General features: G+C 40.1%; 17 protein-coding genes. 11 read left to right on the top strand and 6 right to left on the bottom strand.

The annotated features are described in order from the left end of the window. The first annotated feature begins 151 nt into the window (after nucleotides 1–151). The 6 genes from ACFE6N_RS09170 to ACFE6N_RS09145 all read left to right on the top strand — a co-directional run bounded on the left by ACFE6N_RS09170 (nucleotide 152) and on the right by ACFE6N_RS09145 (nucleotide 10,016). Nucleotides 152–1,915: an alpha-glucosidase gene (locus tag ACFE6N_RS09170; RefSeq protein ID WP_378935771.1), complete on the top strand. Its 1,764-nt coding sequence runs from the start codon at nucleotides 152–154 to the stop codon at nucleotides 1,913–1,915. A 1-nt stretch (nucleotide 1,916) separates the two neighbouring features. Then, complete coding sequence (locus ACFE6N_RS09165) at nucleotides 1,917–3,272, top strand: MFS transporter (protein ID WP_378935769.1); 1,356 nt, start codon at nucleotides 1,917–1,919, stop codon at nucleotides 3,270–3,272. Beyond that, nucleotides 3,265–4,464, top strand: coding sequence for a glycoside hydrolase 100 family protein (locus tag ACFE6N_RS09160; protein ID WP_378935767.1), 1,200 nt, complete (start codon nucleotides 3,265–3,267; stop codon nucleotides 4,462–4,464). Before ACFE6N_RS09165 ends, ACFE6N_RS09160 begins: the two co-directional genes overlap by 8 nt. Continuing rightward, nucleotides 4,461–5,354 (top strand): carbohydrate kinase family protein, encoded by an 894-nt coding sequence (locus tag ACFE6N_RS09155; protein ID WP_378935765.1) that lies wholly within the window; start codon nucleotides 4,461–4,463, stop codon nucleotides 5,352–5,354. The genes ACFE6N_RS09160 and ACFE6N_RS09155 overlap by 4 nt, the downstream gene beginning before the upstream one ends. 105 nt (nucleotides 5,355–5,459) lie before the next feature. Then, a complete protein-coding gene (locus tag ACFE6N_RS09150) occupies nucleotides 5,460–8,492 on the top strand; it encodes a SusC/RagA family TonB-linked outer membrane protein (RefSeq protein WP_378935763.1) in 3,033 nt (1,010 codons plus the stop codon). Between the two features lie 15 nt (nucleotides 8,493–8,507). Next, entirely contained in the window at nucleotides 8,508–10,016 is a 1,509-nt protein-coding gene (locus ACFE6N_RS09145) for a RagB/SusD family nutrient uptake outer membrane protein (protein WP_378935761.1), read from the top strand. Between the two features lie 110 nt (nucleotides 10,017–10,126). Here the strand turns inward: ACFE6N_RS09145 and treF are convergent, their stop codons facing one another. Continuing rightward, entirely contained in the window at nucleotides 10,127–11,701 is a 1,575-nt protein-coding gene (gene treF / locus ACFE6N_RS09140) for an alpha,alpha-trehalase TreF (protein ID WP_378935759.1), read from the bottom strand. Nucleotides 11,702–11,816: 115 nt separating this feature from the next. On the opposite strand from treF, the gene ACFE6N_RS09135 reads away from it, so the two are divergent. Then, nucleotides 11,817–12,488, top strand: a complete 672-nt coding sequence (locus ACFE6N_RS09135; protein ID WP_378935757.1) for an epimerase — start codon at nucleotides 11,817–11,819, stop codon at nucleotides 12,486–12,488. Between the two features lie 79 nt (nucleotides 12,489–12,567). On the opposite strand, the gene ACFE6N_RS09130 is transcribed toward ACFE6N_RS09135, so the two are convergent. The 3 genes from ACFE6N_RS09130 to ACFE6N_RS09120 all read right to left on the bottom strand — a co-directional run bounded on the left by ACFE6N_RS09130 (nucleotide 12,568) and on the right by ACFE6N_RS09120 (nucleotide 15,147). After that, on the bottom strand, nucleotides 12,568–13,329 hold the full coding sequence (locus ACFE6N_RS09130; RefSeq protein WP_378935755.1) for a M57 family metalloprotease: 762 nt from the start codon (nucleotides 13,327–13,329) through the stop codon (nucleotides 12,568–12,570). A 735-nt stretch (nucleotides 13,330–14,064) separates the two neighbouring features. Continuing rightward, the gene (locus ACFE6N_RS09125; RefSeq protein ID WP_090498180.1) at nucleotides 14,065–14,244 is read right to left on the bottom strand and encodes a hypothetical protein; all 180 of its coding nucleotides are present in this window, start codon (nucleotides 14,242–14,244) and stop codon (nucleotides 14,065–14,067) included. Nucleotides 14,245–14,445: 201 nt separating this feature from the next. After that, nucleotides 14,446–15,147 (bottom strand): SAM-dependent methyltransferase, encoded by a 702-nt coding sequence (locus tag ACFE6N_RS09120; protein WP_378935815.1) that lies wholly within the window; start codon nucleotides 15,145–15,147, stop codon nucleotides 14,446–14,448. Between the two features lie 278 nt (nucleotides 15,148–15,425). On the opposite strand from ACFE6N_RS09120, the gene ACFE6N_RS09115 reads away from it, so the two are divergent. After that, complete coding sequence (locus tag ACFE6N_RS09115) at nucleotides 15,426–17,021, top strand: DUF6600 domain-containing protein (protein ID WP_378935753.1); 1,596 nt, start codon at nucleotides 15,426–15,428, stop codon at nucleotides 17,019–17,021. 258 nt (nucleotides 17,022–17,279) lie between these two features. Here the strand turns inward: ACFE6N_RS09115 and ACFE6N_RS09110 are convergent, their stop codons facing one another. Next, on the bottom strand, nucleotides 17,280–17,909 hold the full coding sequence (locus tag ACFE6N_RS09110; protein ID WP_378935751.1) for an HAD family hydrolase: 630 nt from the start codon (nucleotides 17,907–17,909) through the stop codon (nucleotides 17,280–17,282). A gap of 79 nt (nucleotides 17,910–17,988) precedes the next feature. On the opposite strand from ACFE6N_RS09110, the gene ACFE6N_RS09105 reads away from it, so the two are divergent. The 3 genes from ACFE6N_RS09105 to ACFE6N_RS09095 all read left to right on the top strand — a co-directional run bounded on the left by ACFE6N_RS09105 (nucleotide 17,989) and on the right by ACFE6N_RS09095 (nucleotide 20,849). After that, nucleotides 17,989–18,216 carry a YtxH domain-containing protein gene (locus tag ACFE6N_RS09105; RefSeq protein ID WP_090986335.1) on the top strand — a complete coding sequence of 76 codons (228 nt, stop codon included), beginning with the start codon at nucleotides 17,989–17,991 and terminating at the stop codon, nucleotides 18,214–18,216. A gap of 64 nt (nucleotides 18,217–18,280) precedes the next feature. Continuing rightward, entirely contained in the window at nucleotides 18,281–19,681 is a 1,401-nt protein-coding gene (locus ACFE6N_RS09100) for an MBL fold metallo-hydrolase RNA specificity domain-containing protein (protein WP_378935749.1), read from the top strand. Nucleotides 19,682–20,162: 481 nt separating this feature from the next. Further along, on the top strand, nucleotides 20,163–20,849 hold the full coding sequence (locus ACFE6N_RS09095; protein WP_378935747.1) for a class I SAM-dependent methyltransferase: 687 nt from the start codon (nucleotides 20,163–20,165) through the stop codon (nucleotides 20,847–20,849). 94 nt (nucleotides 20,850–20,943) lie between these two features. Here ACFE6N_RS09095 and ACFE6N_RS09090 read toward each other — a convergent pair whose 3' ends face one another. After that, a complete protein-coding gene (locus ACFE6N_RS09090; protein ID WP_378935745.1) occupies nucleotides 20,944–23,718 on the bottom strand; it encodes an outer membrane beta-barrel protein in 2,775 nt (924 codons plus the stop codon). Nucleotides 23,719–23,749: the final 31 nt, after the last annotated feature.

Below are 23,749 nucleotides of genomic sequence, written 5' to 3'. Positions count from 1 at the left end.
ATAAACCTATCTTCATATCATTAAACAGATGAAGCATGTAGGACTAGATGTTCGGCATTGCCAATTCGCAATTACATTAACCAAATACTAAACTAAAGCACAACATATAGTAGCCCGCTCATTTGGGACTGGCATGTTGTTATCGAAAAATATGAGATCCCTGAAACCATTTATCATTTTAAGTCTGCTTTTCTATTTCAGTACCGGCCACACGCAGCCTGTTTCTAATCATAATGTATACAGCGAAACAAACAGGCCGGCCTGGTGGAAGGAGGCCGTAGTGTATCAGATTTATCCACGTAGTTTTAAAGATAGCGACGGAGATGGTGTAGGCGATTTACGTGGGATTATTTCAAAACTGGATTATTTAAAAAGCCTCGGGATTGATGTGGTATGGCTTAACCCGATATTTGCTTCGCCAAATGATGATAATGGCTATGATATTAGTGATTACCGTAGTATCATGAAAGAATTTGGCACTATGCAGGATTTTGATGAACTGCTTAGTGGCCTTCATAAAAGAAAGATCAGGCTGGTGCTTGATATGGTGTTAAACCATAGTAGTGATGAACATGAATGGTTTAAACAGGCCAGGTCGTCGCGTAATAGTCCTTACCGTAATTATTATCACTGGTGGCCCGCAGAAAAAGGAAAACCCACACCCCGTTACAGCTTTTTTGATGTAAACAATGATGCCTGGAAATACGAGCCTTTAACCAAATCTTATTATCTCCACTATTTTTCGCAAAAACAGCCCGATTTAAATTGGGAAAATGAAAAACTGCGCCGCGAAGTATATGGTATAATGAAGTTTTGGCTTGATAAAGGGATTGATGGCTTAAGGATGGATGCTTTCCAATATGTTTCGAAAGATACCACCTGGAAAAAATATCCTGAAGGCTACGAAAGAAACATCATCAAATATTATGGAATGGGTCCACACCTCCATCAATATTTAAAGGAAATGAACCGCACCGTTTTAAGTAAGTACAACATTATGACGGTTGCAGAAGGTGCAGGGAGTACTTTAGCCGATGCACATTCGCTGGTTGACGCAGACCGGCAGGAGTTAAATATGGCCTACCATTTTGAGATCATGGATATCGGGAACGATCCCAAAGGTTATAAACTGCCGGATCTGAAAAAGGCATTTACCAAATGGGACCATTCGTTTGCGAATAAAGGCTGGCTCGCCATATTTCTGGGCAACCACGATGTTCCCCGCATGGTGAGCAAATACGGGAATGACAGCAAAGCATTTAAAACGGCATCTTCTAAACTATTAACCACACTGATTATGACCATGCGTGGAACGCCCTATTATTTTAATGGAGATGAATTGGGGATGACCAACATCAGGTTTGACAAGATTGAAGATTACCGCGATATCGCAACCATAAACGCTTACAAAAATGCAAAGGCCAAAAATGAGGATCTGCAGGCTTTTATGGATAAACAGAAATTCATTTCGAGGGATAATACACGCACCCCGTTTCAATGGGATAGAACAATAAATGCAGGTTTTACCACCGGAACACCATGGATTAAAGTAAACCAAAATTATAACGAAGCAAATGTAGCTGATGAGGAAAAAAATCCGGCAAGTGAGCTCGCTTATTTTAAAAAGATCCTGGCCTTGCGTAAAGCATCCCCGGTATTGGTTTATGGCAGTTACCAGGTTTCCGATCTCGAAAATCCCAGTATCTACTGTTATACACGCAGCTTGGCTAAGGAAAAAGTTTTGGTTGTGTTAAATTTTTCTAACCACGAAGTTACTTACCAGCTGGATAAAGGTATCAATGCACTTTCTGCAAAACAGCTCATCAACAACTACAGCGGAACAGTGGGCATTGCAAACAATAAATTAAATCTGAAGCCTTGGCAGGCTATTGTTTATCAACTTAAAAGGGCCTGATATGATAATTGCACAAGCAGAAGAACACAAGGGTATTTCATCGGCAGTGAAACTGAATTTCAGTTCAATCATTGCCATGAACCTGGGTTTTTTCGGTATACAGTATAGTTTTGGTCTGCAACAAACCAACATGACTCCAATTTATTCCTATCTGGGAGCAAATGCAGATCAGATTCCATTGCTAAACCTCGCAGGGCCAATGACCGGACTGATTATCCAGCCGATAGTAGGTGCCATGAGCGATAAAACGACCAGTAAATTTGGACGGCGAAGACCATATTTTTTAATCGGGGCCATTATATGCAGCATTTGTTTATTTGCCATGCCCTACAGCAGTTCGATTTGGATGGCTGCAGGAATTTTATGGATACTGGATGCAGGCAACAACATTACCATGGAGCCCTACCGCGCCTTTGTTAGCGATAAACTCCCGTCAGAGCAGCACGCCCTCGGTTTTTTAACACAAAGTTTTTTTACCGGTCTGGGTATTACACTTGCCAATCTTACTCCGGGTATTTTAATTGCTGCAGGTTTAATCGGCATACACGCTCGCAGTGGCAACAATATTCCGTATACCACTTACGCGGCATTTTTTATCGGTGGGCTGGTATCCGTCGGCTCTATCATGTACAGCTGTTTTACCACAAAGGAAACCCCGTTAAGCCCTGAAGAAATTAAAAAGGTTAAAGCAATGCCGGGGGGTGTTATCAATATTTTTAAAGATATTATCGAGGCCTTTAAGGTAATGCCTGCAACAATGAAAAAACTTGGTCTGGTTTACCTTTTTAACTGGTACGGCATGTTTGTTTACTGGCAGTTTGTGACCCTTTGTTTGGCAAAAACCATTTACAATACCAGTAATGCAGCAGCTGATGGTTTTGCTTCGGCGCAGCTTTTAACCGGGACCGTAAATGGCGGCTATAATGTGGTTACCTTCATCGTGGCTTTTCCACTTGCTTATTTCGCCAGGAAAATAACAGCAAAGAAAGTTCACCTCATCAGTTTATTAACAGGAGGTGTTTGTTTGGCTTGTTTGCCGCTAATCCACACTAAAGCTTTGTTGTTTATACCCATTATTGGTTTGGGCATTGCCTGGGCGAGCATGATGGGTACTCCTTATGCCATGCTTGCCGGTAGTATACCGAAAGCGAAAACCGGTATTTTTATGGGTATCCTCAACATGTTTATTGTGCTGCCCATGCTTTTAGAAACCATCACTTTTAAATATGTATACCGGTATTTTTTAGGGCATAAGCCCGAAAACGCTATCGTGTTTGCCGGCGGATTGCTTGTAGTAGCAGGCATAATGGTTTCACTGATCAGCAAGCGTGATATAGGAGGTAAGACCAATGGTTAATCAAAAAGGATATGAGCTAGCACTGAAACTGATGGCCCGGGCGTCAACACCTTCTGGTTTTGTGGCTGCAGTAGAGGAACATGACAATTATAAACGGGTGTGGACAAGGGATGGAGTAATTACAAGCATAGCGGCCTTGCTAAGTGGTAAAGAAGCACTTATAGGTACTGCCAAAGCAACTATTGAAACCATTTTTAACCACCAGCACGAAAGCGGTTTTATGCCCTCCAACGTTTCGCCCACCGATGGATCGGTAAGTTTTGGAGGCACCTCAGGCCGGGCCGATAACCCATCTTGGGCAGTAATTGGTTTATCGGCCTATACTGTTTTAACAGGCGACAATTCGCTCTGGGAAAAATATGTATATCAAATCGGGCGATGCTTTAGCGTAATGGATGCCTGGGAGTTTAACGGTAAACATTTAATTTATGTTCCGCAGAGCGGAGATTGGGCAGATGAATATATTCAGCATGGATATGTTCTTTTCGATCAGCTTTTGCGGCTTTGGGCATTAAGACTGGCATCAACCTTATCAGAGAATAAGGATTGGAGCGAAAAAGCGCTGAACATCAGCCATGCGATACAATTAAATTATTGGAAATGTGAATCGCAAAAGCAGCTTTATTCGCCTCATCTTATCCATCAGTTAGCGGCAGTTTCTCCGCATTTTTGGTTAATGGGCTTTAATCCGGCCAGGGTTTATCATTATTTTGATCTACAGGCCAATACGTTTTGTCTACTGCTCGGTGTAGGCAACAGAGAACAAACCAGCAATACCATAGCCTACGTAAAAACGCTGTACAACAATAACCAGGATTTAATTCCTTCTTTTCATCCAACAATTGAATATAGTGACGCAGATATGCAGGAGCTGAAACATAACTATGCCTACTCGTTCCGCAACAAACCCGGTTATTTTCATAACGGCGGCCTATGGCCAGTTTGGAACGGCTGGCTTGCTGCTTCATTAAACCATCACCAGGAGTATGAAATGGCACTTAAAATTACTGCTGATATCCATCGGGCCAACAGCAGCGGCGATTTATTTAACGAGTGCCTTAACGGTACCAATCAATCGCCCTGTGGCATTCCTAATTGTACATGGAGTGCTGCGGGAGCTGTAATTGCCGAGCAAGCGATTAAAAATGATGCATTTACCAAACTCTTTTCATTTAAATTTTCAGGCCTGTGAAAAATATAGCAAATGTTTTAGTAGTAGGAGAGCTCCTTGCTGATATCATATCAGAGGGCAATATAGAATCTCTTGCATCGCCATCACGTTTTTTGGTCAGCCAGGGCGGAAGCTCAGCCAACCTATGTGCCAATTTAAAATGGCTGGGTGTTGATGCTGAACTTATTGCTACGGTAGGTAACGATAATCTGGGTACTTATCTTATTCGTGAATTAAAATCTGTTGGGATAGCCGATACCTATATAAGCCGCACCTCTGATGAAAAAACCAGTATTGTATTGGTGGGTAAAAACCCTGGAACGCCCGATTTTATCGCTTACCGAAGCGCCGATATGATCATTAAAAGGATGGATGAAAACATCATTGCGGCCTGCGGCATCCTGCATACTACTGCTTTCGCATTGAGCAAAGAACCGGCACGGAGCAATATTCTGCATGCTTTCGAAAAGGCCTATCAACTAGGTAAATATTTATCGGTTGACTGGAATTATGCACCATCCATATGGAATGGAGATGATGGACAAGATATATTCAGCATGCTAAGCAAGCTGAATATACTGCTAAAAATAAGTACCGATGATCTGGAACGTTTTACTGGTCGGCAACTGGATATGGAACAGTCCATGCAATGGTTAAATCATTTCAATGCAAAAGTGATATGTCTTACCTGCGGTAAAGATGGTGTTTGGTTTAAGGCACAAAACCATCAATGGCAATATAAACCGGCACTCCGGGTTGAATCGGTAATTGGCGTAACCGGTGCCGGAGATGCCTTTTGGGCTGGTTTCCTTACTTATTTTATACAGGGTAAATCCATTGAGGAAAGTATGGACAATGCATTATTAATTGCCAGGCAAAAAATAGAAAAACCCCATCCGCTTTATAAATAATCAACTAAACCAAATTAAAACAGAAATGATAAAATATATACCACCCTGATCTTAAAAGTTTACCCATTAAATGCACCTATTTTCTAACCAATTATTAAATCCATTATGAACATGACTTTACCAGGCAATTGGTCTGTTTTATCCCTAAAACAGAAATTGTATTCATTAAAGAAATTTATAGGCTTAAATCTCCTGATGCTCATGTTAAGCACAGCAGCTTTTGCCCAGATTACAGTAAAAGGTATAATATATGATAGTGATAAAACGCCGTTAGCGGGCGCAACTATACAGGTAACCGGGACTAATACCAGAACTCAAAGCGATGTGGAGGGAAAATATCAGATCACCGCTCCCACCGGAACATCCCGGTTAACCGTAAGTTTTGTTGGCTATGAATCACAAACGGTAAATATCAATAATCAAACCCTGCTCAACATCACCTTAAGTTCGCTGAATAATTTAGAGGCAGTTGTGGTTGTTGGCTATGCATCAGTAAGAAAAAACGATTTAACAGGAGCCGCAACAACAGTATCTGCAAAAGATTTTAACAAAGGCCCGTTAAATGCACCCGATCAGCTGATACAGGGTAAGGTTGCTGGCGTGCAGATGATCAACAATAGCGGACAGCCTGGTGGTGCATCTACCGTGCGCATCAGGGGTAACTCTGCCATTACCGGAACCGGACAGCCCCTTTATGTGGTAGATGGGGTAGCACTTGATGGACGTTCGGCACGACCATCAACCAGTGCCGGTATCGGAACTGCGCCCGATGGTAACCCTTTAAATTTTATCAACCCGGCTGATATCGAATCGATGGAAATATTAAAAGATGCATCGGCTACCGCAATTTATGGCTCGCGTGCTGCTTATGGTGTGGTTTTAATTACCACAAAAAGAGGGAAATCCGGAGAAACTAAAATTGATGTCAGTGCCTCGGCAGGGATCAGTAATATTGCCAGAAAAGTTGATGTATTAACGGGTGATGAGTATCGTGCGGCATTATCGAAATACAACCTCAGTACCGGTAATTTTGGCACCAGTGTTGATGCATTGGACGCCATTACCCGGACTGCCTATAACCAAAATTATTCAGTTGGCATCAGCGGTGGAACCAATGGCAACACCTTCCGTGCGTCTCTGGGTTATCAGGATCAACAGGGGATTATCAAAACAACCGATTTTAAAAAATACAGTGCCGGATTTAATGGTAATTTTAAGTTCCTGGAGAGCAAAAAGCTGGGTCTGGATGTGAACATGATCAGCAATCAATACCTTGAAAGTGTAGCGCCGATTACTACCGATGCAGGTTTTACAGGGAGTTTAATTTCGCAGGCATTGTCCTGGAACCCTACCCAATCTTTTTACAACCCTGATGGAAGTTTATTTATAGATTATGGTTCTACCACGATTAATCCTCTGGCTGCATTAGCCGCAAATAGCGATAAATCGAAAGTTTCTACCATTTTGGGAAGTGTATCTCCATACTATAAAATCACACCCTGGTTGGAATACCGGATGCTGGCCAGTGTAAATTACAGTACGGGTATAAGAAGAGCGTCTACCAGGAGCACTTTAAACCTGCAGGGTATACAGCCATCAGGAACTTTCCTTGGCGGTTATGCAAGCTACTCCAACAATGAGTTGATTACACAGCAATTCACCAATACCTTAAACTTTAATAAGGAAATTGTCAGCAAGCTAAATGTAAATGTAGTACTGGGATATGAATACTCAAATTTTATCAATAAAAGCGCGGTTAATACGGCAACTGGATTTGGTGATCTTCCTCTTGACTATACTGATGCATTTGAAGCTACCTTAAAGTCGAACAGAACATTTGTAACGAGCTACGATCCAACAACAGAATTGCAATCATATTTCGCCAGAGGTATTTTTAACTATGATAATAAATACATATTAACAGCAACAATTAGATCTGATGGTTCGACAAAGTTTGGTGCAAATAATAAATATGGGTATTTTCCTTCATTTGCAATAGCCTGGAACATTAAAGAGGAAAGTTTTTTTACGGATGTGAAATGGGTGGATTTATTAAAAATCAGAGTGGGTTATGGTAAAACCGGTAATCAGGATTTTCCTTCAGGCGCTTCCCAACAGCGTTTTGCGTATAGAACACCTAGTAAGGCGGGCGATCCCATACCCCAGGTAGGTATCAATAATCAAAACGATAATCTAAAATGGCAGGAAGATAAACAAACTAACGTTGGTGTGGATTTTGGACTATTTGGAAATAAAATAACGGGAAATATCGATTATTTCAATAAAACAACAAAGGATCTGCTATATCCACAAACAGCGTTTGCTCCTGCAGAGCAGGGAAATGTAATTACTTGGAAAAATTTGAATGGTGAAATTGTCAACAAAGGTCTGGAGTTGAATCTGAATGCCAATATTATCGAAAAGGATAATGTTTCATGGTCCTTGGGTGGTAATGTAACTTATATCAAAAACATAGTTAAAAATTTAAATGATTTAATAAAAACTGGTTCATTAAGCGGGCAGGGGTTAAGCGATGTAACTACTGAAGTTATTCAAAATGGCTTACCGTTGTTTGCTATGGTAACCAGACAATACAACGGCTTAAGTGCTAATGGCTTCTCTCTATATGCAGATGATGGATTTACAAAATATTATGTTGGTAACCCGAATCCAAAATTTATTATGGGTCTAAGTACAAACATTAGGTATAAAAAAATATCTTTTACTGCAAATTTTAATGGTGCATTCGGGCAAAGTATTTATAATAATACCGCAAATTCTGTATTAGCAATTTCAAACTTGGGAAATAGAAATGTCTCATCAGGGTTATTAAATTCAGAAATTCAGGAATCACTAGCTAATCCAATTGCAGCATCATCAAGGTATATAGAAAAAGGCGACTACCTAAAATTGGCTAATGCTACAATTAATTATAATATCGGCAACATTGGTAAAGCAATCAAATCGCTAAACGTTTATATTAACGGGCAAAATCTCTTCGTCATTACCAAATACACAGGCTTTGATCCAGAAGTCAATGTAAATAAAAGCGTTAATGGTGTTCCTTCAGCGGGTATAGATTACACAGCTTATCCAACAGCAAGGACGTTCAATTTTGGTGTTAATTTTTCTCTATAACTTAATTTTTTCAATATGAAAAATAAATGTATTTTATGCTTGGGAGTAATAGCGATTACTTTTTCAGCCTGTACTAAACTTGATGAAGATCTGCACGGTCAAATAAATTCGGGAACACTTTCTCAGGGAAATGTACCAGGGTTAATTTCTGCGGCTTATATTGCTATGCGAGGTCCATATCAAGCGCCATGGAATTGGTCTGCATTACAGGAAGTCACTTCAGATGAGGCAATTGTACCTACCAGAGCTGGTGATTGGGATGATAATGGAGCATGGAGAGCGCTTCATTTACACAAATGGGCTGCAGACGATGGAAGAATATCCGGTGTTTTTAGGGATTTAAATAGTATCAGTTATGCGGCTACAACTGTTTTAAGATTTAGTCCTACTGCAGCACAAGCTGCGGAAGCCCGTTTCCTTAGGGCTTTTGCCCAATTCTCTATTTTAGATGGCTGGGGACAAGTTCCTTACCGTGATACAGGAGAAGGTGTAACGCTTCCTTCGAAGGTTAGAAATGCGGCTGATGAGATTACTTATTTAATTACCGAATTAAATGCTATTATTCCTGATTTACCAAATGGGCCTGCAACTGTTGCTAATAAAGACGCCGCTAAAACACTTTTAATGAAACTTTACCTTAATAAAGGTGCTTTCGTAAATCGTGCTACGCCAACTTTCGATGCTGCAGATATGGCTAAGGTAATCGCTTTAGCTGATGAGATTTCAGCCAGTGGATACGTATTATCAGCAAACTATTTCGATAACTTTGCACCGACGAATAATGTTTTGTCTAAAGAAAATATTTTTACTGCTGAAAATACTGCAGGAAATGATGGTAGCGATATAGATGGCCAATGGAAATGTACTTTACATTATAACCAAAATCCTAATGGCTATAATGGCTTCTCGTCACTATCCAATTTCTATAATAAGTTTGAGGCAGGCGATAAAAGAAGGGGTGGTAGTTACGCCGGACAGACAAATATTTCTGGCATAAGGGTCGGTTTTCTTATCGGTCAGCAGTTTGATCAAAATGGAGCTGCTTTGAAAGATAGAAAAGGTAATCCTTTAGCTTTTACACCGGAAGTATCAATTATTGAACGTGATCCAAACCATCTAGAAGTTGCAGGCATTAGGGTAATTAAATACCCGATTGACTATGCCAACGCTGGATCCAGAAAACCTGATAACGACTGGGTTTATTTCCGTTACGCTGATGTACTGTTGATGAAAGCCGAAGCCCAGTTAAGAACGTCGCAACCAGCCGCTGCTTTAACCATTGTAAATTCGATCAGGACGGTAAGGGGGGCTTCAATTTTACCAAGCCTCACATTGGATATCCTGCTGGATGAACGCGGTCGTGAGCTATACTGGGAAAGTTTTAGAAGACAAGATTTAATCCGTTTCGGGAAATTTCTCACAGCGTGGCAGGAAAAACCTGCAAGCGAAGCTAAATATCTGCTTTTTCCTATTCCAGATAACCAATTGGGTAACCCCAATCTGATACAAAATCCTGGTTATTAAAATTTGATATTCGCGAACAGAGGCTGCAACCAAAACATATTTACCTAATATGTTTCGGGTTCGGCCTCTGTTTTTTGTTTTAGGACTACAAGGAAAATATATAGTATAAATTATTTTTTCATCAGCTTTAAGAGTACACCGTTCGTCCAGCCAAACCCATCCTGGAGAGGATATTCCCCGCCACCACCTTTGCTGTTCGGATGTACCACATTATATTTCTCCATCAATTTCCCGCTTTCCTTAAATACCGAAATATTAAGGTTGATCCATCTGTTACTAATCGTATCGGCCAGTTTATTGTACCCATAATTGCGCAATCCCACAATGCTGATATATTGAAGTGGCGCCCAGGCATTTGGCGCGTCCCATTGCTCTTTTGTAGTGGCTAATGTTGTAATTAACCCTCCTGTTTTAAGAAAGTTTCTTTCCAGTTTTTCTTTCACGGCTTTGGCCTGTACCGGTGTAGCCAGTTTAAAATATAGGGGAAATGCTCCGGCAAGTGTAATTTGGCTGGAAAATGACCGGTTTTTCCAGTTATAATCAGTAAAAAATCCTTGTTTTTTATTCCAGAAATATTTTAGGATAGCTTTTTTCCGCAGCGCAGCTTTTTGGAGAAATGCAATAGCTTTTGTTTTGTTGCCTGCTTCGTTGTTGGCGGTAGCGATGGCCATTTCGAGATTATATAATAAAGTATTTAAATCTACCGGGAGTAAATCGGTAGTGATAATCTGGTTATAACTTTTACCATCGGCAAACCACCTGCTGCTAAAATCCCAACCCGATTCTGCGGCAGCCCGTACATTTCTGAGAAAAGTGGAAGGAGCCTGTTTCGTTAATTTAGCGGCTTCAAAATCTTCTCGGTATGATTCTTCCCGTGGCTGATCGCCTGCATCATAATATCGGTTTAAAACTGAACCGTCAGGAAGCTTTACCACATGGTTTGCGGCTTTGCCATTACTTAACTGACTGGCTCCTTTCATCCAAAACTGATATTCTTTTTCCAGCGCATCTTTATAATCTGCCAGTTTAATATCCTTATTGTGCGCTGCAAGCAATTGAACCATAGCTGCAAAAAATGGTGGCTGCGAACGTGTGAGGTAATAAGTACGGTTTCCGTTAGGGATAAAGCCATATTTCTCAATGAGATAAGCGAAATTATCAACCATCTCTTTTATGATTTTTGTTTTACCTGCCTTTTGTAATCCAAGTATGGTAAAGTAGGAATCCCAATAATAAATTTCCCTGAACCTACCCCCAGGAACGATGTAGGGTTTTGGTAATGGCAGAAGTGACGTCTGGTAAGTGGAAGCGGTATCAGGCGCTCTTTTTAAAACCGTCCACAAAGTATCCAGATGCTTTTCTATACCCGCACTGATATCAGATTGGTAAGCCGCATGCTGACTTTCCGGAATATTAAAATATTCATTTACAAAAGCTTTCAGGTCAAAACTTTGCTTGTTTTTTAAAGCGTTATAGGCCTTCATGATTTCTGAAGGACTCTTCTTTGGAATGGCGTCTGCAAAAGATTTACTATCGGGATAAATTCTCGCCATTTGAACTCTCTCAAATAAATCAGGATAGGTTTGCCTTGGACTTAATTCGTTTTGTGCAAATAACCAGCTGGAAATAAATAATAAGCAGGCTGACAACATCATTTTAATGATTGGCAAATTTTGACTCCTCATATTAGGGTAATTAATTATCATTTTTCTATATTAATAAAGCAAAAACAAAGCTAACAGCTTCATTTGGCAAACAAAGATTCGCTGATCTTCGTTTTGATTATTAAATAACTTTTCAATGGGAAAAACAAGAAATGAGCATAATGTTATCATTACCGGCGCCACCGGAATGGTTGGGGAAGGTGTATTGATGCAATGCTTAAGCAGTGCTGAAATTGATCATATCCTGGTAATTAACCGTAAGCCTTGTGGTTACGTACATCCAAAATTGAAGGAGATTATTCATGCTGATTTTTTTGGCTTCTCAGCGATCGAACATCAGTTGTCTGGCTATAACGCCTGTTTCTTCTGTTTAGGCATTTCATCGGTAGGTGTTGACGGGGAAACCTATTATAAAATGACCTACACGCTTACCATGCATGTAGCACAAACATTGAGTAGGCTTAACAGTGGTATGACTTTTTGTTACGTTTCTGGTGGAGGCACCAATGAGAATGGCCGTTTAAGGTGGGCTCAGGTAAAAGGCAAAACAGAAAGTGATTTAACAAAATTACCTTTCGAACAGGTTTTTAATTTTCGTCCGGGTTTTATCAAGCCTTTAGCAGGGCAAAAGTATGCACATCAATTCTATAAATACATCAACTGGTTGTTTCCAATTGGCAGGACCATTTATCCAAGTGGTTTTTGCACGATGGCTGAGCTTGGCCAGGCGATGATTAATACCTTGAGCCATCATGACCAGAGACGGATTTTAGAAGGTAAGGATATTATTGCTTTAGCTAAAGAATAAGCTCAGGTACTGCTTAGGTACCCGAGCTCATCTTCAACTGGTTAAGGATTTAGTTTAGGTTAATTGATTGTTTTGGGTTTTAATATAATACTGCAGTTGCGTCTTTATCTTTTTGAGATAATACGGTTGCACCCGAACCACATTGGCCACCATTCATTAGCGATAAGGCGTCTGTTCCGGTTACGCCAGGTACATTCGTTGCACTTGATTCACCGATCGCAGCCCAGTTGGTGTGTCTGAATGAGATGCAGTGACCAAACTCATGGCAAATTGTTCTGGCACGTTGTGCAAAAGAATTACCTGCAATATAATTTTTATTGATTTTAACCAAAGCGCCTGCACTTCCGCCCGAAGGGAACTGTCCCTGGCCGCAAACGCCATTTCCCAAATTTTCATCCTTGATCAGGATGTCGTAAGGGGCGGTGGTTACAATACTGAAGCGTAAAGTAGAATTTGGAACAGCATTCCATTGGGCAATGGCGCTGTTGATCTCACTGCTCATTGATGTCATGGATGCATCTACAAAAATCCGGATGTTTAGTTTTTTCGTTGCGTTTACAATACTTCCGGTGTAGTACTGTTCTGTTTTTGGTGCCGAATTATTAACCGGGATTTCCATATTTTTAGGAAATATAATATCTTCCTCAACGATATATTCATTGCCATTATCAACAATGCTCGACTCGGGAAAGCCCAGATTTTTAATGTGCTGTAAAACCTTATCGGCATTTTTTACCGTTTCCTGTGGTTCTGGGCTTACTGTTTCCTGGTTTTTTTTACATGCAGCAATGGTTACTGCAACTATCGCTAATAAAGCGATTTTTTTTAGGTTTTTTTTCATTGGATAAGAGGTTAGTTGGTCCTTAATAGCTGATGAAACAAATGTAACAGAACATGTTACATGAATTTTGGCGTTGGGCGGAATTTTACACGAAAACTTAATTAGTATTGTTTGTAATATTTATAACTCATTGTTATGTATAAAAAAATTACACAAAAGCCATATTTACTAGTAATTTTTCATTAAGGATGGATTGTTCAGAACTTCTATAGTTCATGTATCAAGAGGATTTCCAGATAAATTGGGAATGACGGATGTATCAAAATATAATTTGCTTAGTGAGCTGGCATAAATCTCCGAATACAGCCGCTATTACACCTGTAAAACAGAATGGCTAATCAATAAATGCTCAGCTTTCTGCTTTGCTCCAGTTGCCATGCGGAACCGATCTTGGGGGTATAAGCAAGTAATTCATTAGGTAATAATTGGGTTCAGGTTGTCTGGTTAACATTTGACCGCATGACACAGCAAAAAAATGGATGTTGGATGGGGTTTAAGGCAGATCCGAATTTCGGAAATGCAGAAGCTTGAATATGTTTTGAAGCCCTGTTGAAATGGCTGGAAAACTTAGCCGATCACATTACTACGGTCACTGATCATTTTGCCTTGCCTGAACTTCCGTCAGTAAAAGAGCAATATGTTATTGATACAAATGGCTATTATTCTGTACATCCCCCGATTAGGGATTTGTGGTAATGAAAAAGGTGATGATCCGGAAGAATCAACACCTTTTTATTATTTTTTGTTATCGTACTTCCGCTGGTTATCTTTGTTCGATGTCTGATCGGAACGTTGGCCACCTCCGTTGGTAATGCCTTGTATCTTTTTATCCGTTTTAACATCGTGGTTAGCGCGGTCAGCTATTGAATTGCCTTGAACTGTTGGATTATTTTTCGGTGTGCTTGTATTTTTCATAACTCTGAGATTTAGTGAATAATATTGCAAAGCGTTACCTTAACAACCAATGTTAGGCTCGATATGTTTTGATTTTTTGAAATCGCCCGGCATTTCGAGCAAAGTTCAAGTAGCAAATAGCCCAAAGGCTTACGGGAGCTAAATCTACTCTAAAAAGATCTCTCCGTTTCGCTGCGCTACAGTCGAGATGACGATTTTATCTTAGTATAACAAAAATATAGTCGGCTTTTTATGTAAATCTATTTCCTCTTTGCGCCAGTTGTAAACACTTTGTGTTTTAATAAATTCATCGGCCGCGGTAAGGTTGCTGGCGACACAAATCTGAGTATTGGGTTTGCAGCTTTTCAATACTTCTTCAAAAAGCTGGTTATTGCGGAAAGGTGTTTCAATAAATATCTGGGTTTGTTTATAACGGCTGGCCGATAAATCCAGATCTTTAATGCGCTTCGTACGTTGTTCTTTATCAATAGGCAGATAGCCCCAAAAGACGAAACTTTGGCCGTTAAAGCCAGAGGCCATTAAAGCCAGTAAAATGGAGCTTGGCCCTACCAGTGGCACTACTTTAATCCCGCGTTTGTGTGCTTCGGCAACAATATCAGCCCCAGGATCGGCAATACCCGGGCAACCCGCTTCGCTCATTAAACCAACGTCTTTGCCGGCGGTAAGCTCCCCAAAAAACTGTCCCAGATCTGTCCGGTTATGTTTGCCATAATCGTGTACGATTAAATCTTTCTGTGGTATTTTTAAACCTGCCTCTTTTAAAAAACTGCGTGCTGTTTTGCTATTCTCTACGATATAGGTATCAATCTGATTAATCGTATCGACCAAATAAGGAGTAAAAGTTTTATGTGCTACCTCCTCGGCCAGTGGTACGGGAATAAGGTATAAAGTGCCTTTTTGCATATCACAAAAATACATACAATAAATAGGATTTAAGTTCTAAAACTTATGGAAATGGCAGTATAATCTCTTTCATGTACAGAGGTGTAGCAAATTTTATTTTTAACTGACTTCTTTTCTACACAATTAAACTTGGTGTAAAACGTTAAATATTAGTTAAATATGCCTTGTAATGCAATATTAAAAGGAAAATGTAAAAACTATGCTTGCATATTAAACCTTCAGCATTTTTGGTTCTCTAATTGATACACACACATTAGGTTATTAAAATAAACACACAAATGAAAACACTGAAATCTACGGCACTTGTGCTGGGGCTATTTTCGCTCCTTGCCGGAACCACAACCCTTGTCAGGGCACAAGACTACCAAAATGATTACCAGTCTGATGGTTACAGTACCGGCAACATTTCTTTACAGACTTTTTACGATGAACTTTCGCCTTACGGCACCTGGATTCAGGATCCACAATACGGTTATGTTTGGCGACCAGATGTAGATCAAAGTGAATTCCGCCCATATTATACCAATGGACGTTGGGCCATGACTGAATATGGTAATACCTGGGTTTCCAATTACGATTGGGGCTGGGCACCTTTCCACTACGGCCGTTGGGTAATTAACAGTTACCGGCAATGGATTTGGTTGCCTGACACTAATTGGGGACCAGCCTGGGTAGATTGGAGAAGCGGAGATGGCTATTACGGATGGGCACCCATGGCGCCAAGCATCAGTATTAATTTAAGTTTTGGCCGCCGTTATGTAGTGCCTTCTTTCTGCTGGAACTTCATTCCTCAACGTAATATTTATATCAATTCTTTTCCAAGATATGATTATGGACGTAATAACGTATATATCCGTAATACTACCATTATCAATAATACTTATGTGTATAACAGAAGAACTTATTATGGAGGTCCAAGGGTTGAAGATATCAGGCGCGCAACCAACAGGGATGTAACGGTATATCGTTATGCTGAAAGTTCGAGACCAGGTGCGAGCCGCATTGGCGGTAGGGAGGTGGCAATTTACCGGCCAAGACCTGAACGTAATGCAGTGGTAGACAACCGTAATGCCGCGCCACGTAGATTTGAGCAAGGCAATGCTGGCATTAGCCGAGGCGGAAGAAATGAAGGATACACTAACCGCGATCAAAGAGGTAATACTCCAGGCGCTGGCGATAACCGCTTTGGATCGAGAGATAGCCGAAATGTAGGCCGGGATAACAATAATCAGCCAAATAACAGGGGAGAAGTTTATAACCGGGATGCAAACGGACGTATTAGTCGCGGTGGTGCCAATGGGATTGATAATGGCAACAGACAGGATAATGCAAATCGTATTCAGGATCAGCAACGTGGGGATCAGATCAGGCAACAACGTAATCAAGACCGAATGGGCATAGATCAACAACGTGGTCAACGTGACATGCAGCCACAGCGAGGTCAGGATGATCAACGTGCTCAGATGGATCAACAAAGGGTGCAACGTAATGAGCAAATGCAACAGCAACGTGCGCAACAAGCTCAGCAACAGCAGCAAGAAAGGGCGCAACGCGATGCACAGGTGCAACAACAGCGTAATGAGCAAATGCAACAGCAACGTGCACAACAAGCACAGCAACAGCAGCAAGAAAGGGCACAACGCGATGCGCAGATGCAACAACAGCGTAATGAGCAGATGCAACAGCAACGTGCGCAACAAGCCCAGCAACAGCAACAGGAAAGGGCCCAGCGTGATGCGCAAATGCAGCAACAGCGTAATCAGCAAATGCAACAAAGACAGGAACAAAGAAGGATGGAAGCCCCACAACAGCGCGGTGGCGGAGGTGAAAGAAGTGGCGAAGGTGGAAGACCGTCAAGAGGTGGCAGAGGATAAAATGAAGAGTCCCGATGAAAATCGGGACTTTTTATTTATAAAGGTCTATTGCCATAATGGCAATGTGGTCGCACTGCTTTGAATATTCAGTGTCGGAAACGCAGGTGCAGTACTGCTCTGGAAACAGCAGTCCCGTTATCCGCTATAGCTCCGATGAATTCCGAATGTAAATCGGGACGGAGGCTGCTGCTACTACCGGGTGTAGAAACAAAGAGTATGCAGATAAACATACAGCCCAAAATTGCATCATCCAATAAGTTAGTCAGACTGCCCTGCTACCGCATGAAGACTACTCAAATCAGTTCCTTTGAAAGTGCTTTCAGCATTAGGGTGCAGGTTTTCAGGATCTAGCAAAAAAGTAGTTATCCCCAGTTCCAGGCCAAATTTAATTTCCGATTCTGCATCATCGCCAATAATCAGAATATCGTCTTTGTTAAGTTGATGCTGATCGATTAACATTTCAAATCTTTCTTTCTTATTGGTGCTAGAAACATCCACCACATGTACTTCTTCAAAATCATTGGCAATGCCCAGCATTTTTACCTTTGACAGTTGTTGTTTTGGAAAACCTGCTGTTACAATAAATTTTCGGCCGGTTAAGCTTTTGATATAATGGTAATCATCGCTGGGTTTCAGCGGCTGGGTTACAGATCTGTTTTCAAGATAGGAAATCACTTCAGGCATCACCTTTTCGTTAAAACGATACTTTTTAGCTACTTTTAGAAAAGGCGTCCTCAACATTTCCTGTTTGGCTAACTGAAAATCAGCCTGGCTAATGCCTAAATCTAAATTTTCCAGGAAACGGTATAACTCCCCCATCAGTTGTTCTTCGTTCTGCCTGGTAAAATAAATGGTATTGTCTAAGTCTATAAAGAATATTCGTTTCATTATGGATTGGTTTTTGTAAGATGAAAAAAATAAAAACACCTGTGGGTTAATTATGTTTAATAAGTAAATCACTAAGACCATGAAAAAAGAAACAAAAATCATAGTAGGCGTATTAGCCGGAGCAGCATTAGGTGCAACTATCGCATTGGCATTATCATCCGATTCGACCAGCGATCTTAAAAATAAAGTATCGGATTTTTTTGCTGATCTTTTGGATGCTTCGAAAGATAAACTGGCAGGTTTGGCCGATAAAGCCACAGATGTTGCCGATAAGGTTAAAGATAAAGTAGCCGAAATAAACGCGTAACGAATTGAAAGTGCCGGAAATATTCCGGCATTTTTTAGCTATATATGCGCTAACCAATATATTGATGAACATTGCTTTTCATGGTGCCGCCCGTACGGTTACGGGAAGTAAGCACCTTATTACCTTAAAAAACGGCACCCAGATTTTGTTAGATTGTGGCTTGTTCCAGGGGATGGGCCATGTTACCGATAGACTAAACGATTATTTTGGTTTTGATCCAAAAAAAATCACTTACCTCATTTTATCTCATGCACATATAGATCATTGCGGCCTGTTGCCCAAATTAGTTGCTGAAGGATTTGAAGGGCAGATTTTCTGTACTTCGCCTACAATGGACCTGGCCCGCATTTTAATGATGGATTCTGCCAAGATCCAGATGCAGGATGCTGAATATGCCAACCGTAATCTGAGGGAAGGCGAAGAGATGGAAGAAGCACTTTACACGGAAGAAGATGTGACCAAAGCGGTTGGCCAGATGAAAATTGTGGAGTACGAAGAGGATTTTAAAATCGAAGAGGGTATTCTGTTAAAATTTACTGACGCAGGCCACATTTTGGGCAGCGCTGCTGTTCATCTTAGTATTATAGAAGATGGAAAAACCACGCGCATTACCTTTTCTGGCGACGTTGGCCGTTATGGCGACTTGTTATTAAAAAGTCCGCAAAAATTTGACCAGGCTGATTATATCCTGATGGAATCAACTTATGGCGATTCGCTACATAAAAATCTCGATCCGATCGAAGATATGCTTTTGGAGGTCATCAATAATACCTGTAAAATTAAAAAAGGAAAGGTAATTATTCCTGCTTTCGCAGTTGGCCGTACGCAGGAACTCCTTTATGCTTTAAATGGCCTAGAGTTGAAAGGTAAACTGCCTGATGTTCCTTTTTACGTAGACAGTCCTTTATCATCAAAAGCCACTCAAATTCTTAAAAACCATCCCGAGGTATACAATAATGGGGTTAAGGAAATTTTAAAGGTAGATCATGATATTTTTGGGTTTAAAGGCCTGCGTTTCGTCGAAAGTGTAGAAGAATCAAAAGCCTTAAATGCTGATCCAAGACCTTGTGTAATTATTTCTGCATCAGGTATGGCTGAGGCCGGCAGGGTAAAACATCACATCAGGAACAATATCAGCAACCAGAAAAACACCATTTTAATGGTAGGTTATTGCGAACCGAATTCGCTTGGTGGAAAACTGATTGCCGGAGATAAGGTGGTTGAAATTTTTCGCGATGAATATGAGGTTAAAGCTGAAGTGCAATCCATAAAATCGATGAGTGCGCATGGCGATTACGAAGATTTATTGCATTTTTTATCTGGTCAGGATCCTGCTCAGGTAAAACAGTTGTTTCTGGTACACGGAGAGTACGAAATACAGCAAAGTTTCGCTACTAAATTAAAGGATAAAGGGTTTAAACATGTAGCTATACCAGAATACCATCAGGTATATGAGTTAGCATAAAATGTTTTAAAATTGTTGGTCTGGGTTTTATAATCCAGACTTTTTTGCTCTATTACAATAAGGATTAAAAATCCAGGGCGCTTAGGACGGGATTGTAAATCCCGACCAACTTTGTTCATGGAGTATGAGTAGAACAACATTTTGCTACTAGACTAAAAGACTTTGGTTTTAAACATGTAGCCATACTAGAACACCATCAGGTATTTGATTTGGAATCGTTGGTCTGGATTTGTAATCCAGACCTTTTTGCATCTATTACAACAAGGATTAAAAATCCAGGGCACTTAGGACGGGATTGTAAATCCCGACCAACTTCAGAAGCAATATTAAAATGATAATTAATGGGGGACAATAAATTAAGATCTCTGCCATAATATTTTGTAATCATTTTTCGGCTCTTTCAGCGGCCTATTACCTCAGTATAAAATTTCCATCTCTCATCTTCCCTCATACATCTTTCCATTTTCCCTATCTTTGCCCCATGGATGTTTTTGGTAAAGCGCTAACAGATATTTACAGAGCGGGCGAGGCGGATACCCTTTGGTTACACAATTCTTACGGAGAACCGGAAGAAATGCCACTGGAATTCTTCTTCCGTGATGATGAAGATATGCCCGTTTTAGAGCTTCAGGCTTTGCATATGTGTAATGGAAAGGTGCTGGATATCGGCGCCGGTGTGGGGAGTCATGCTTTACTGCTACAGGCATTTAATATCGATGTTACCGCTATAGATATTTCGGAAGCTGCGGTAAACATTATGAAAGACCGCGGAGTAAAAAAAGCATTTGTACAGGATATTTTTACTTATCAAGAGAAATTCGACACCATCATCATGCTCATGAACGGTATCGGTTTAACAGGAACTTTGCCAGGTTTTAAAGCTTTTCTAATCAAATTAAAAGACCTGATCAATCCCGGCGGACAGGTCATTTTTGATTCATCTGACATCGCTTATTTATATGAAGATCTGCCTAAACCAGAAAACCAGTACTACGGTGAGGTATCTTACCAGTATGAATATAAAGGCGAAAAAGGCAATTGGTTCAACTGGATTTATATAGATGAAGAAACCATTAAACAGATTGCTGCAGAAACGGGATGGAATGCTGAATTGATTTTTGATGATGGTGAAGATCAGTATCTGGTTAAACTAACGTTAACGCAATAAGCTAATCTGTCATGCTGAACGCAGTGAAGAATCTTCTGATGACAGCAAACAAAATCTGCGCAAAGAACTCTTCACTACGTTCGGAATAAGGTAGTTAAAAACTGAAGAACGTTTGTCTTCCGCCAACTTTTTGACCGAAGTTTTGGATGTTATAAGTAAGTGTAAGCATGCCGTACCTGCCCAGGTTATTGCTTTGTGCATCAATAACACTGTTACCTATAATCTGTATATTCCTTCTTACGTTGCTCTGCAGAATATCGTTTACCGAAAATTTTAATTGGGCCCGATCATTTTTCATAAACAGGTAAGTAAGGCCGGCATTCCAGATTTTAATGTTATTATTAAAGCCTGCAATTTTTTGTTCGTTAATGGTTAAAGCATAACTCGTTTCGAAAACCACTTTTTTAGGATAACGGATAATCAGCTCAGATGTACTTTGATGAGTATTGTAGCTAATGTTGGTATAAAAACTATCATCGTATTTGCTACGGTTTAAATTGATGTAGTATGATTGATTGATTTCTACTTTATCGTTCAGGTTCAATCTGATGCTACCATTTGGTCCAACATAGAAAACATTGGCATTGCTTTGAATATTGTTAACAATAACAGGCGTATGATCGAAATTAGCCCAAAAACCCATCGCAACCTTCAAGCTTGTTTTATCTTTCCTGAAATCTTTTGAAACATTCGCCCCGCCCTGAAAATTATAAATACCGCTCATATTAATGGGATTAACCGTTTGAACGCCATTATTAATGGTAACGGTGTTAATTATGCCGTTTTTGGTGAAATTGCCATAGCCATATAAATTATAATTAATAAGGTTTTTAGGATCATATTTGTACATATACATGCTTAAACTCTGCCTACGGGCTGGCAATAAATTAGGGTTTCCATTTCTGATATAAAGCGCATTTGTATTGTCGGCCACTGGCTGGAGATAACTCACGTTAGGCTCTGTAAAACTGGCGGTATAATTAAAGCGGAATATTTTATAAGTTAACTGAAATGTCGGCCAAATAAAATGATAACGTTGATCAACAGCTGCTCCATTTGTGAAACGGTTGTTCAATGAAATATAATTATGTACCAATCCGGGTTGAAGGTAGAAATCTTTAGTTACTTTATATCCGAGGCTGATGTTTGTATTGGTTTTGAATCCATTCTGTTTAACTGTTTGCGATAAGTTTGGTACTACAATATCATACAGCTGGTTAGCCGGATTACGGTAAAATGTACTTAATGCATTTTCGCTATTGATGATATTTCCATTGATATCGGCTTTGAATTTTAGTTTTTTGCTGATCGGCTCAGCATAGTTGCCATAGAGGTAAGACCTGAAGTTATCTATACTATTTTGTCTTAATTGGTCAATTTCTGAAGTTGATGGTGTGAGGTAAAAAATGCTGGTGCTTTTGTTATAATTATTAACAGGGTTTGGACCCGCAGAAATATCGGCACCAAGGTTTAAAGATCTTCCGGGCTTTTTAAAATCTTTATTAAAATCGGCCCTTAGCTGATATTTATTGCTGGAGCTGTTTCTATCATTCAAATTTTCGAGTGCATTGATTAACTGGTTATTGACGTTGCTATTGTTAGATGACACTTTGCTTATCGAATTATTGGAATTTAATACAATTGAGGGTTCGATGGTAAGCTGTGTTAAAGAATCGATCTGCCAGTCTAGTTTTCCACCAATATTATGCTTTAGAATAATAGAAGTAGTATTTTCATTGGCATTGGTAATTAAGCGATCTGTGCCAAGGGTCTGGTTGGTGTTGGAAAGCTTTTCTAAAAGATTATTCGATTTTCCGAAGAAATACTGCGTATTAAATTTGATCCCTTTTTTATTGATGGTGTTAAAATTAAACCCCCCGCCTGATGAAGTTTGAACACCGTCATTACTTCCGCCAAAATTGATGCCGTTAAACTCGAAATAACCGCCCGAACTCATCATCATCGAGTTAACCCCACTTCTGTTAAATCCACCTATCCGCTGAACATCACTGGGGTTAAAACCAGGCTGATTGATGTTGTTGCCGTAAGCCAAAACACTTACCTGCGTAGTGTCCCTGAAGAAGTTCATTAATCCACCAGCCTGATACAGGTCTTTTAAACCTCCTCCCGCATATAGTTTACCGAAAGCACCTTTTTTTATGGCTTTCTTGAGCTTTAAATTAATAACCTGCGGAATTTCTGCTTCTGTTAAATCAGGAGCCCGTCGTTTGGCCTGCTTATCATCCACTACCTGTACTTTATCTATGATATTTGCCGGCAGATTTTTGGTTGCAATTTGCTGGTCGCCACCAAAAAACTCTTTTCCATCTACCAAAATTTTACTAACTGATTTGCCGTTAACCTGTATAGAACCATCGGCTGCAATGGCAACACCAGGAAGCTTTTTCAGCAGATCTTCTACTACTGCAGATGGCAGGGTTTTAAAAGATTCGGCATTAAACTCAATGGTATCTTTACGCACAATTACGGGCGGGCGCTCAGCAGATATGACTACTTCATTTAAGTCATTTGCTTTGGTGGAAAGGTAAAGTGTGCCAAGGTTTAAACTCGGATTGGCTGTGCTGAGTTTTACTTCTTTTCTAAAAGTTCCATATTGCCAGGCGGTTACTACTAATCGGTATTTTACATCCGTGGCCAGACCATTGATTTTAAAAACGCCTTTATCATCAGACAGCTTATAAGTAGCTAATGCATTATCACCAACTTTATAAACCGAAATAGTAGCATAATTTAATGTGGTTTTATGGTTTGCACTATCAGCTAATATTCCGGTGATGCTTCCGTTTTTTTGTGCAAACAGGCTAAAGATAATTAGGCTGAAAGTGAGAGAAAGTAAGAGTTTTTTCATGTTTGGTTTAAATATGGAACCTAAAATTATC

It is taken from the genome of Pedobacter sp. BG31 (genome assembly GCF_042464845.1).
Lineage (GTDB): Bacteria > Bacteroidota > Bacteroidia > Sphingobacteriales > Sphingobacteriaceae > Pedobacter > Pedobacter suwonensis.
This window is presented reverse-complemented; position numbering and strand designations above follow the sequence as displayed.